The 12,689-nt window shown below is 49.5% G+C and carries 8 protein-coding genes and 1 pseudogene; 4 read left to right on the top strand and 5 right to left on the bottom strand.

Annotated features, from left to right (window positions below):
• Nucleotides 1–42: 42 nt before the first annotated feature.
• The 3 genes from E5355_RS08440 to E5355_RS08450 form a co-directional block, all read right to left on the bottom strand.
• A complete protein-coding gene (locus E5355_RS08440; protein WP_136009987.1) occupies nucleotides 43–966 on the bottom strand; it encodes a Fe-S cluster domain-containing protein in 924 nt (307 codons plus the stop codon).
• Nucleotides 967–1,003: 37 nt separating this feature from the next.
• Complete coding sequence (locus tag E5355_RS08445; RefSeq protein WP_136009988.1) at nucleotides 1,004–1,423, bottom strand: SoxR reducing system RseC family protein; 420 nt, start codon at nucleotides 1,421–1,423, stop codon at nucleotides 1,004–1,006.
• A 230-nt stretch (nucleotides 1,424–1,653) separates the two neighbouring features.
• The gene (locus tag E5355_RS08450; protein ID WP_136009989.1) at nucleotides 1,654–3,093 is read right to left on the bottom strand and encodes a DUF3078 domain-containing protein; all 1,440 of its coding nucleotides are present in this window, start codon (nucleotides 3,091–3,093) and stop codon (nucleotides 1,654–1,656) included.
• 272 nt (nucleotides 3,094–3,365) lie between these two features.
• Here E5355_RS08450 and E5355_RS08455 point away from each other — a divergent pair, with 272 nt between their 5' ends.
• From E5355_RS08455 to E5355_RS08470, 4 genes are all read left to right on the top strand, one after another.
• A complete protein-coding gene (locus E5355_RS08455) occupies nucleotides 3,366–4,985 on the top strand; it encodes a CTP synthase (protein WP_136009990.1) in 1,620 nt (539 codons plus the stop codon).
• Nucleotides 4,986–5,016: 31 nt separating this feature from the next.
• The gene (gene yidC, locus E5355_RS08460) at nucleotides 5,017–6,870 is read left to right on the top strand and encodes a membrane protein insertase YidC (RefSeq protein ID WP_136009991.1); all 1,854 of its coding nucleotides are present in this window, start codon (nucleotides 5,017–5,019) and stop codon (nucleotides 6,868–6,870) included.
• A gap of 191 nt (nucleotides 6,871–7,061) precedes the next feature.
• Nucleotides 7,062–8,393, top strand: coding sequence for an MATE family efflux transporter (locus E5355_RS08465; protein ID WP_136009992.1), 1,332 nt, complete (start codon nucleotides 7,062–7,064; stop codon nucleotides 8,391–8,393).
• Nucleotides 8,394–8,429: 36 nt separating this feature from the next.
• Nucleotides 8,430–10,583, top strand: coding sequence for an alpha/beta hydrolase family protein (locus E5355_RS08470; RefSeq protein WP_210434524.1), 2,154 nt, complete (start codon nucleotides 8,430–8,432; stop codon nucleotides 10,581–10,583).
• Between the two features lie 203 nt (nucleotides 10,584–10,786).
• On the opposite strand, the pseudogene E5355_RS08475 reads toward E5355_RS08470, so the two are convergent.
• Nucleotides 10,787–11,284: pseudogene (locus E5355_RS08475) on the bottom strand (UDP-GlcNAc--UDP-phosphate GlcNAc-1-phosphate transferase); the annotation flags it as partial.
• 57 nt (nucleotides 11,285–11,341) lie between these two features.
• Entirely contained in the window at nucleotides 11,342–12,592 is a 1,251-nt protein-coding gene (locus E5355_RS08480) for a DegT/DnrJ/EryC1/StrS family aminotransferase (protein WP_136009994.1), read from the bottom strand.
• Nucleotides 12,593–12,689: the final 97 nt, after the last annotated feature.

The raw sequence follows: 12,689 nt of genomic DNA on the forward strand, positions 1-12,689 counted from the left end.
TCGTTTATTTACTTTATTAATTCATACCTCAGCTTGGGAAGTCTAAGCCTCTGCTTTGGGAGTCTCAACCTCTGCTTTAGGAGCCGCAACCTCTGCTTTAGGAGCTGCAACCTTTGCTTGGGGAGCCGCATCGTCAGCCTTCGGTTTGCGCGGCGGGAAGTTGAGGGCAATGATTGTGTTTTGCGGACAAGCCTCTTCGCACTTGCGGCAGGATTTACACTTGTTGGGATCGATGTAAGCCAGATTGTTTTCCAGCGTGATAGCCTCGAACGGGCAAACCTTCATACACTTGCCGCAACCGATACATGCCGCCGTACAGGCTTTGCGCGCTACGGCACCCTTGTCCTTGTTTACGCACTGTACGTATACACGGCGTGACTTCTTGCCCTGAGGACGGATTTCAATAATAGACTTCGGACAAGCCTTGGCACAAGCTCCGCAAGCCGTACACTTTTCTTCGTCCACTTCGGGAAGTCCGGTCTCGGGGTTCATGCGGATAGCATCGAACTGGCAGGCAGCCACACAGTCGCCGCATCCCAGACAGCCATAACTACAACCCGTTTCGCCACCATAGAGCGAGGCCGCAATGGCACAACTCCGGGCACCGTCGTATTGGTTCACACGAGGACGGTTGGCACAAGTTCCATTACATCTCACCACCGCAACCATAGGTTCGGAGGCAGCAGCATCCAAGCCCAGAATGCCAGCAATCTTTGTCATGACGGGCTGCCCGCCCACCGGACAAAGTTTACCATCCAGCGAACCTGCCTTTACGCAAGCGTCTGCAAATCCGCTACAACCGGGATAACCACATCCACCGCAATTTGCCTGAGGCAACACCTCTGCCACCTGGGCAATCCGCGGATCTTCATACACGGCGAATTTCTTGGAAGCCACGTAAAGAATAGCGGCCGATACCAGCGCTATAACTCCCAATGAAATCACTGCAATCAGAATTACATTCATAAATTAGTTGTTTATTAATTATTTGTTTTATTATTAGTTAATTCATCGGTCGTACGGAAAATGAGAATTTCTTACCCAGCCGCGACTTGTTCAGCCACAAGATATAATAATAAGGTATAAGAAGTGACAGCGAACAAAGCGCGGAACGCAGTTCGTCATCCCAGATGGCCATAAAGACAAACAGTGAGATTATCAGAATGAGAAAAGGAAATATGAAGGCAAACAGAACTGCCATCACTCCCATTGAAAGTTCGCCCGTCACCCATACGCGGTCGCCGGGATGGTAGGATGCGGCATAGGCATCGGTTACATCGACAAGTTTCTCTTTCGTATCCGCAGAGGTGCAATGCCCCTTGACACTACACGAAGCGCATGCTGAAGTCTGAATGATTCTCACTTGGAGATGAGCACCGTTTATGTTTTCCACAATACCCTGATGTTTTATAGTATTCGCCATTTTGCAAAGTGTGCATTACAAATTTCGGCAAATTTACGCATTATTTGTGAACTGCAAGCCTTTCCTCTGCATTTTCTGTGTTCGTAAACGTGCTTTTTCTATGTTTTTATGTTTTTTCACTTGCCGCAGACTACAAAAAGACAAAAAACAGACGGTCCGTCAAGGGAGAACGGACCGTCTGACTACTTGAAACATATAATCCGCTCGCTCCGAACAGACCATTTGTTTATTTACCATTTGTAATTGATACCGAAGCTGAGCAATTCTTTTACCTGAAAATAGCTGTCCCCTTCCGTCGGCTTGGCACTGTCGTCATAACGGGCGTGCACATAGAGCTTGGTGGAAAGATAGCGGTTCAGCACAAAGTTAACCGTGTTTTCCCATTCAATACGTGTCCACTCATAACTGGTCTGGAAGTCCAAGCGGGAATCCAGCGTGATGGAAGGAATGATGGTCCATGAAAGTGTAGGCTGTATCTGCGAACCGAAGTTATGCTTCACGCATTTGCCCTCATCAAGACCGAAACTCACTTCATTCACCCCCTTATTTCCTACATAGCGCAGCATGTACGTCAGCGGAGCCATGAAAACGGACAAGCTGAATTTCTGCTTCTTCAACTTGTAGTCCATACCGATACTGCTCGACCAGTCCGCCGGAGCAAAGAAAGCCGAAACCAGCTCTTCACTGTTGGCCTTGTAGCCATTGCAGAACTGGGTCTTAAACTCAGTCGTGATGGTATAATACCACTTGGACGCAGCCTGAATACCCAGTTTACTGTACAGCCGGAGTTGGTCGGTACTTACCAGATAGTTATGAAACTCGTCGGAAGGTGCGGAGCTGAAGCCCAGCTTGGCATCGAGCAGATTTTCCCACTGCACCTTTTCACGGTCATTATAGTTGGCAAACAATTGCAGGTTGGCAAGCACGGCGTTAGTGCTCTCACCTCCCTTGTACCAGTTGTCGGAGATATAGTTCTGGGTAATCTGCAATGAACCGTTTCCACCCGTCACCCACCAGTTGGGCTTGTGGATAATCACGTCGGCTTCCTCCTTCACTCCCACCATATTCTCTTGTGCAAACAGTTTCACGACGGACGGCTTGGAAGAAGCCTCCTTCTCTATATCATCCTTGAATATCTTCCCTTTCATCACCTGCTTCTCGGTCATTACAACCAGATTGGGACAATCCACATACGTGTTCAGCAACGTACGGTCTACCAGCTTGTTGGCACGCTCCTTCGAGGTGAAGCTCAGCGTATCGAACGGCAGCATCTCTCGCGTCAGGGCGGGCACCGTATCGGGCATCTGGAAACGCCAGTCTACCTTGGAAAGGCGTCTCATGGGAGCATAATAATAGGTAAGGGGAAGGAACAACCTATAGTAGTTCGGACTGGAAGGTATATAACGTTCCGGGGTCGTGGGGTCATTCAGATAATCCAGTACTCCGAAATACCTTTCATATAATATGGAAACCGTATCCAGCCTGTAGCCCATATCTTCCGGCTTCAATTTCAGAATCATATATTCTTTCATTATCTCCGGCAGAGTATCGGTTTTTACTGTTGTTTCCTGTCCACTCTTCTTCGAGGTGGCATCCAGCGTATTCTGTGCCATCACCGACGAAGAAAACATCGTAGCAATCAACCAAAATGCAATGTGTCTATTCTTCATAATGCCCTAAAGTCTATGTTTCGAGCGCAAATTTAGCTTAAAATGTTTAGAAAACATAGAAAAGCCATAAGAAAAAGGCAAGAAGGACTTTCTTCGGTGAAATCGTATTTTTTAATAATTGTTTCATCGAAACTTTCTCTACTTCCTCTTTTTTTTATAATTTTGCGCTTTTTAAGTTCCATGCGCACTGAGGGGAACAGCATGCAGCCTGAACGGACAAAGTCGTATAGGCTCCTGGCATTAGATTAAACAATTAATAAAACAATATAGTTGTGGGAGAAACAAAGTATATTTTCGTCACCGGTGGCGTTGCTTCATCATTAGGCAAAGGCATAATTTCATCCTCCATCGGTAAATTGCTGCAAGCAAGAGGTTACAAGGTAACTATCCAGAAGTTTGACCCGTATATCAACATCGACCCGGGTACACTGAACCCATACGAACACGGCGAATGCTACGTTACCGTGGACGGTCATGAGGCCGATCTCGACTTGGGCCATTACGAGCGCTTCCTGGGCATCCAGACCACCAAGGCAAACAACATCACTACCGGGCGCATCTACAAGAGCGTCATCGACAAAGAGCGCCGGGGTGACTATCTGGGAAAGACAATTCAGGTTATTCCCCATATTACAGACGAGATCAAGCGTAACGTGAAACTGTTGGGAAACAAATACAAATTCGATTTTGTCATTACCGAGATTGGCGGCACAGTGGGCGACATAGAGTCTCTGCCCTATCTGGAAAGCATCCGTCAGCTGAAGTGGGAACTGGGGAAGGATGCCTTGTGCGTACACCTTACTTATGTTCCCTATCTGGCTGCTGCCGGCGAGCTGAAGACCAAGCCCACCCAACACTCCGTAAAGGAACTGCAAAGTGCCGGTATCCAGCCCGATGTACTTGTACTGCGTACGGAGCACGAGCTGAGCACCACCCTGCGCAAGAAGGTGGCTCTATTCTGCAATGTGGACGAGAATGCCGTGGTGCAGAGCATCGACGCGCCTACCATCTACGAAGTACCCATCTTGATGCAGGCCCAGGGGCTGGACGTCACCATTCTGAAGAAAATGGGGCTTCCCGTGGGCGACACTCCGGGACTGGGACCGTGGCGTGCTTTCCTCGAACGCCGTCATAAAGCCGAAAAGACTGCCCCGCTGCACATCGCACTGGTGGGCAAGTATGACTTGCAGGATGCCTACAAGTCTATCCGCGAGGCCCTTTCACAAGCAGGGACCTACAACGACCGCAAGGTATCGGTGGACTTCGTGAACAGTGAAAAGCTGACGGACGAGAATGTGGCGGAAGCCCTGAAAGGCATGGCAGGCGTGCTTATCGGTCCGGGATTCGGCGAACGCGGCGTTGCCGGCAAGTTCGTAGCCATCAAATATGCGCGTACGCACGATATACCCACCTTCGGTATCTGTCTGGGCATGCAGTGCATCGCCATCGAATTTGCCCGTAATGTATTGGGCTACGCCGATGCCAACTCACGTGAGATGGATGAAAAGACACCGCACAATGTCATCGACATCATGGAAGAGCAGAAGTCCATCACCAATATGGGTGGAACCATGCGTCTGGGTGCCTATGAGTGTATTCTGCAGCAAGGCAGCAAGGCATACGAGGCATACGGAGACGAACATATCCAGGAGCGTCATCGCCACCGCTACGAGTTCAACAACAGCTTCAAGGATGCCTACGAAGCAGCAGGCATGAAGTGTGTGGGCATAAACCCCGAATCGGACCTGGTGGAGATTGTCGAGATACCCGCATTAAAGTGGTTTGTCGGCACCCAGTTCCATCCCGAATACAGCAGTACGGTATTGCATCCGCACCCGCTGTTCGTAGCATTCGTGAAGGCCGCCATCGAAAATGAAAACGAAAAGAAATAATTTGTAAATAGTAATCTGTAATCAACAAAGAATGGATAAAAATACCATCACAGGTCTTGTTCTGATAGCGATATTGTTAGTAGGTTTCAGCTTTCTGAGCCGTCCCAGCCAGGAGCAGTTGGAAGCACAGCAACGTTACTACGACTCCATAGCCCAGGTGCAACAGCGCGAGGCTGACTTGAAAGCCAAGGCGGAAGCAGCCCTGGCCAATGAAAACGGAGCGGAAGCAAGCGTTGACTCCACCGCCCTCTTCTTCGACGCCCGTCAAGGAACCAACTCGCAAGTAACCATCCAGAACAACCTGGCAGAGATAACCGTAGATACAAAAGGCGGACGCATAGCTTCGGCCACGCTGAAGGAATATATGGGACAAGACAAAACGACTCCCGTCACACTGTTCAGCGGCAACGACGCCTCCATGAATTTCCTCTTTTACAACAAAAAGGAGACCATCCAGACGGAAGACTATTATTTCACCGCAGTGAACCGTACGGACAGTACCGTCACCATGCGTTTGTCGGCAGACGGCAACAGCCATATCGACTTTACCTACAGCATGCACAACGACACATACCTGATAGACTTTACTATCCAGGCAGTCAACATGGAAGGCAAGCTGGCGGCTACCAACAATTATGTGGACATCGAGTGGTCTCAGCGTGCCCGTCAGATAGAAAAGGGATATACCTACGAGAACCGTCTGGCTGAACTGACTTACAAAATCGCCGGAGAGGGTACCGATTATCTGTCGGCCAACAACAACGATAAAAAGGAGGTTCAGGAACGTCTGGACTGGATTGCTTTCAAGAACCAGTTCTTCTCTTCGGTATTCCTGGCAGATGCCGACTTTGAAAAGACCAAGCTGAGTTCCAAGATGGAGACTCAAGGCAGCGGCTACATCAAGGACTATTCTGCAGAGATGAGCACGAAGTTCGATCCTACCGGCAAGGAACCTACCCGGCTGTTCTTCTACTTCGGCCCCAATCACTACAAGACTCTGACCGCACTCGACAAGGGACGCGACGAGAAGTGGGAGCTGAACCGTCTGGTCTATCTGGGCTGGCCGCTCATCCGCTGGATAAACAAGTGGTTCACGATCAACATCTTCGACTGGTTGTCCAGTTGGGGGTTGAGCATGGGTATCGTACTGTTGCTCATGACGCTGATTGTAAAGGCGGTGGTATTTCCGACTACGTGGAAGACCTACATGTCTTCTGCCAAGATGCGCGTACTGAAACCGAAAATCGACGAGATAAACAAGAAGTACCCCAAGCAGGAAGATGCCATGAAGAAGCAGCAGGAAATGATGGGACTTTACAGCCAGTACGGGGTCAGCCCCATGGGCGGATGTCTGCCTATGCTGATACAGTTCCCTATCTTGATGGCCTTGTTCATGTTCGTGCCGAGTGCCATCGAGCTCCGCCAGCAGAGCTTCTTGTGGGCAGACGACCTTTCCACTTATGATGCGTTCATCAACTTCCCGTTCCATATCCCGTTCCTGGGCAGCCACCTCAGCTTGTTCTGCCTGCTGATGACGGCTACCAACATATTGAACACGAAGTACATGATGCAGCAGCAGGATACGGGTGCCAATCCGCAGATGGCTGCCATGAAGTGGATGTCATACCTGATGCCTGTCATGTTCCTCTTCATATTGAACGACTATCCTTCGGGATTGAACTATTACTACTTCATCTCTACGTTAATCAGTGTGGTAACAACGCTCATCATGCGCAAGACTACCAATGAGGAAGCGCTTCTTGCCCAGTTGGAAGCCAACAAGAAAGACCCGAAGAAGATGAAGAAAACCGGTTTTGCAGCCCGTCTGGAAGCCATGCAGAAACAGCAGGAGCAGATGATGAAAGAAAGACAGAACAAAAAGTAGTTGACGAGGAAACAAGTTGACCGGATAAAAAAGGCTGCGCTGTAGTATGGGTACATATAAAGCGCAGCCTTTCGTCTTTTTACATATATTGTAAAGTACCCTGACATATATTGTAAAGCAATCTAACATATATTGTAAAGTACCCTGACATATATTGTCGTATTTTCCATATTCATATCAACCATTTAACTATGCAGACTAAATACACTTACAAACAAATCTGGCTCATCGCCTACCCTATCCTGATTAGCCTCCTTATGGAGCAGATGATAGGTATGACGGACACCGCCTTCCTTGGGCGCGTGGGCGAAGTCGAACTGGGGGCATCTGCCATCGCCGGTGTCTTCTACATGGTCATCTTCATGGTTGCCTTCGGCTTCAGTATCGGGGCACAGATACTCATTGCCCGGCGCAACGGCGAACGGCAGTACAAGGAAATCGGTGACTTGTTCTATCAAGGCATCTACTTCCAGATAGGGCTGGCAGCCCTCATGTTCCTGCTCTCCTACTGCTTCTCGCCGCTCATCCTGAAACAGATTGTCTCATCCGAGCACATCTACGAAGCAGCTGCCAGTTATCTGCACTGGCGGGTATTCGGAGCTTTCTTCTCTTTCAGCGCCGTTATATTCCGTGCCTTTTTCCTGGGAACCACCCAGACCAAGACTCTGACGCTGAACTCCATCGTCATGGTACTGAGTAATGTCGTATTCAACTATACCCTAATCTTCGGCCAATTCGGCTTCCCGGCGCTCGGCATTGCCGGAGCGGCTATCGGTTCTTCGCTGGCCGAGCTGGTTTCACTGGTATTCTTCATCCTCCATACCCGCAGCCGTATCGACTGCCGCAAGTATGGGCTGGACCATATTCCGAAGTTCCGGATGGACGTATTGAAACGGATGCTGAACGTCTCCTTCTGGACCATGATACAGAACTTCTTTTCCCTCTCCACCTGGTTCCTTTTCTTCCTCTATGTGGAGCATTTGGGAGAGCGCTCGCTGGCAGTGACCAACATTATCCGCAATGTGTCCGGCATACTGTTCATGGTACTCATGGCGTTTGCCTCTACCTGCGGTTCGATAGTAAGCAACCTCATCGGCGCAGGCAACTCCGATTGCGTGGCAGGCACCATCCGGCAGCACGTACGCATAGCCTACGTTTTCGTACTTCCGCTGGCATTGCTTTTCGCACTGTTCCCCAAGCTGATTCTGGGAATTTATACCGACATACCCGACCTGCAGGACGCAGCCGTGCATTCGCTCTGGGTGATGTGCTCCACCTATCTGTTCCTGGTTCCTGCCAATGTCTATTTCCAGGCAGTTTCCGGAACCGGTAACACGCGTACGGCATTGGGGCTGGAGATGGCAACGCTGGTCATCTACACAGTCTATATCACCTACATTATCCTGATTCTCCAACTCGACGTGGCCATCTGCTGGACTTCGGAAATGGTTTATTCCGGCTTTATTCTCATATTCAGCCGGCTATATATCAAACGTGGGAATTGGCAAGGAAGGAAAATTTAGTATCTTTGCGCTGAATAACCGAAACAAAAAACATATATGAAACAAGTAAATCTACTACTTATGTCAGCAGCTATGACATTGGCCTCCTGCGGAGGAACAAAAGATGCCGGACAGCAGCAGGACGCAGCAACGCTCATCCAGCGGTCGGACATTAAGATTGAAGGAAAGCGCATGACACCCGAGGCACTCTGGGCCATGGGACGTATCGGCAGTGTGTCCGTATCCCCTGACGAGAAACAGATTGCCTACACGGTATCCTATTACAGCGTGCCCCAGAACAAGAGCAACAGCGAAGTCTTCGTCATGAATGCCGACGGTAGCGGCAACACCCAGATAACCCGGGATGCCTGGCAGGAAGGACAGCCCACGTGGTTCAAGGACGGCAAGAAGCTTGCCTTCCTCTGCAACGAAGGCGGCAGCAGCCAGGTATGGGAAATGAATCCCGACGGCAGCGGACGCAAACAGCTGACCCGGTACGAGGGAGACATCGAAGGATTCTCTTTCTCGCCCGACGGCAGGAAACTCCTCTTCATTGCCCAGGTAAAGACCGTGAAGAGTACGACCGACAAACATCCGGACCTTCCCAAAGCCACCGGCATCGTCGTTACCGACCTGATGTACAAGCACTGGGACGAATGGGTGACCACTGCCCCCCATCCGTTCGTGGCCGATTTCGACGGCAATGCCATCAGCAATGTAAAAGACATCCTCGAAGGCCTGCCCTACGAAAGCCCGATGAAGCCCTGGGGAGGCATCGAACAACTTGCCTGGAGCCCCGAATCGGACAAGGTCGCCTTCACCTGCCGCATGAAGACCGGACTGGCATACGCCATCTCCACCGATTCAGACATATACGAATACGATGTGAACAAAGGCGGATTCATCAACCTTTGCAAGCAGAATGCAAAAGACTCTGACGGCAAAGACGAAATGGCAGGCTATGACACCACCCCACAATACTCACCGGACGGCAAATACATCGCCTGGCAAAGCATGGAACGCGACGGCTACGAAGCCGACCAGAACCGCCTTTGCGTGATGGACCGTGCCACCGGCGAGAAACGTTTTGTAAGCAAGGCATTCGAATCGAACGTGGACGCCTTCTTATGGAACAAAGACTCCCGGAGCATCTACTTCATCGGTGTATGGCATGGCGAGACACAGATTTACAACATCGACCTTGCCGGAAACGACAAGCTTACCCGGCTCACCGACGGCATGCACGACTATGCCTCTCTCGCCCTTTGCGGAGACAAACTCATCGCCAAGCGCCACTCCATGAGCATGGGCGACGAAATCTATGCCGTAAACAGTGCGCGCAACGGCGACGCTTTTGCAGAAGCAGTGCAACTGACCACAGAAAACAAGCAGATCTACGACCAGCTGGAAATGGGCAAAGTGGAAGCCCGCTGGATGAAGACCACCGACGGCAAGCAGATGCTGACCTGGGTGATTTATCCTCCGCAATTCGACCCCAACAAGAAGTACCCCACCCTCCTCTTCTGTGAAGGCGGCCCTCAGAGTCCCGTCAGCCAGTTCTGGAGCTACCGTTGGAATTTCCAGATTATGGCAGCCAACGACTATATCATCGTAGCCCCCAACCGCCGCGGTCTTCCGGGCTTCGGTATAGAGTGGAACGAAGCCATCAGCGGTGATTACGGCGGCCAGTGCATGAAGGACTACTTCACCGCCATTGACGAAATGGCAAAGGAGCCTTTCGTCGACAAAGACCGCCTGGGTTGCGTAGGCGCCAGCTTCGGAGGCTTCTCCGTATATTGGCTTGCCGGACACCATGACAAACGCTTCAAGGCATTCATCGCACACGACGGTATCTTCAACATGGAAATGCAGTATCTGGAAACGGAAGAGAAATGGTTTGCCAACTGGGATATGGGCGGAGCCTATTGGGAAAAGAACAATGCTACGGCACAACGCACCTTTGCCAATTCCCCGCATCTCTTCGTCGACAAATGGGACACCCCTATCCTCTGCATCCACGGAGAGAAGGACTTCCGCATCCTTGCCAACCAGGCAATGGCCGCCTTCGATGCAGCCGTGATGCGTGGCGTTCCTGCCGAACTGCTTATCTATCCGGACGAAAACCACTGGGTGCTGAAACCCCAGAACGGCGTGCTGTGGCAACGTACCTTCTTTGAATGGCTGGACAAATGGCTGAAAACGGCTAAGTAAAGCTCCTCAAAGACGATAATAAGAAATAATCCCGGACTCTTTGTCAAAAGTCCGGGATTATTTCTTATTATCGTATACCGCCCGATTTATTTTTTATGACTATAATTTGGGCAGTTCAAATAAAGTCAATACATTTTGCTTTATGCAGATGCTAAAAACGATGCAGACAAATCGTATAACTATGATTAACGGAAGACAGTAATTCAGGAGATATGTCTTGAAAAATACTTTTTCATGAAGAGTACGTATATTGCGCTCAACAGTAAGATACACCCTATCAGGAAGATATAGCCATACTGCCGGTAATAAATATATCCTACGACAATGATTGCCTGCACTGCCATGTAAATAGAAGAAACCACCACATGGGGAACCTTCAGCTCGTTCGCCATAATCTGATACATATGCTTGCGATGCGGCAGGCCGATATTCTCGTGAAGCATCAGGCGATGAATGATAGTCAGCACACTATCCACACCATACACGGATAAAAGGACTATCCAACTAAAATCACCAGTCTGGATGATGAGTCTGCCTATCAGGAAGAGAAGGATGAAGGCAATGCTCACCGACCCCACATCACCCGCAAAGCACTTGGCACGCTTGCGGAAATTGAAGAAGCAGAAGACAAGAACGGAGCAGATAACGGTATAGATGAAATCCGCATTGACAGACGTATTGGCAACCGACAGCGTTGTCAAGGTCGTAGCTAAAAGCTGTATTTATTTGTTATTGAAGACACATAACATTGTCATCTATTATTTTACTATGGCTTCTTTTATACACTTTACGATATAATATACATCCTCATCGGTCACCCACGGCCCGGCAGGAAGACACATACCGATTTTAAAAATAGCTTCGGATACCCCATTGATATAAGCCGGAGCATCCTTATAGACAGGCTGCTTGTGCATCGGTTTCCAAACCGGGCGTGCCTCTATTTTCTTGTCAAGCATAAAAGCACGTAAAGCCTCCACATTCTCGTTGGGCTGACAATCCGTTGTAGCACAATCTACGGCATGAATCACACCAGCAGCACCACCTACGGCAGTCCTGACAACATCCTTATAGGCATTTTCCTGCCCTTTGATGCGAAGTGAAGAATCTAGGGTAATTGTGGAAAGCCAGAAGTTGGAATCATAATCGGCCGAAGGGGCTTCATGGAGCAATACCCCTTCCACATCCTTAAGCAGTTCCCTATAAAGAGCCTGTACATGCCGATGATGTGCAATATGCTTATCGGCAACGGTCATTTGACCACGACCAATACCTGCACAGATATTACTCATGCGATAGTTATACCCTATCGTCTCGTGCTGATAATAAGGATAAGCCTCACGAGCCTGTGTGGCATACCACATGATTTGATTCTTGCTTTCGGCATCTTTACAAATCAACGCACCACCGCCACTGGTAGTAATCATCTTGTTACCGTTAAAGCTCAGCACCCCGAACTTGCCGAACGTCCCCAGTACCTGTCCCTTAAAACGGGAGCCAAAACCTTCGGCAGCATCTTCCACCACTGGAATAGCATACCTATCGGCTATCTCCATGATACGTGTACAGTCATAGGGCATGCCGTACAATGCCACAGGAACAATGGCTTTTGGCTTTTTTCCAGTCTTGGCAATGCGGTCCTTGATGGCTTCTTCCAACAGTTCCGGAGACATGTTCCAAGTTTCTTTCTCAGAATCCACAAATACCGGAACAGCCCCCAGATAAGTGACCGGATGCGAAGACGCACAGAATGTGAAGCTTTGTACAATCACTTCGTCACCCTGTCCCACTCCGCAAGCCAACAGAGCCAAATGTACTGCCGCCGTACCGGCCGAAAGTGCCACCACTTCCTTGCCTTCGCCTACAAAACGTTTCAAATCCTCTTCAAAAGCATTCACGTTAGGGCCGAGAGGAACCACCCAGTTCATATCGAAGGCTTCTTTTACATATTTCTGTTCAATACCCTCCTCGCTCATGTGGGCAAGGCAGAGATAAATGGTTTTATCCATAAATATATATGTGATCACTAGTGTCCCGTTAAAATCGGGACGAGTTATTAATTAATCAAATAATCCCGGAATAAGGGGATTAAATTGTTCTTTGACA

It is taken from the genome of Bacteroides muris (ex Afrizal et al. 2022) (genome assembly GCF_004793475.1).
In the GTDB taxonomy this organism is placed as follows: Bacteria; Bacteroidota; Bacteroidia; order Bacteroidales; family Bacteroidaceae; genus Bacteroides; species Bacteroides muris.

Bases quoted from the DNA above. Each gene is read 5' to 3' on its own strand.
- E5355_RS08480 (WP_136009994.1), bottom strand. From the start codon at position 12,592: ATGGATAAAACCATTTATCTCTGCCTTGCCCACATGAGCGAGGAGGGT.
- E5355_RS08470 (WP_210434524.1), top strand. From the start codon at position 8,430: ATGAAACAAGTAAATCTACTACTTATGTCAGCAGCTATGACATTGGCC.
- E5355_RS08450 (WP_136009989.1), bottom strand. From the start codon at position 3,093: ATGAAGAATAGACACATTGCATTTTGGTTGATTGCTACGATGTTTTCT.
- yidC (WP_136009991.1), top strand. From the start codon at position 5,017: ATGGATAAAAATACCATCACAGGTCTTGTTCTGATAGCGATATTGTTA.
- E5355_RS08445 (WP_136009988.1), bottom strand. From the start codon at position 1,423: ATGGCGAATACTATAAAACATCAGGGTATTGTGGAAAACATAAACGGT.
- E5355_RS08440 (WP_136009987.1), bottom strand. From the start codon at position 966: ATGAATGTAATTCTGATTGCAGTGATTTCATTGGGAGTTATAGCGCTG.
- E5355_RS08465 (WP_136009992.1), top strand. From the start codon at position 7,062: ATGCAGACTAAATACACTTACAAACAAATCTGGCTCATCGCCTACCCT.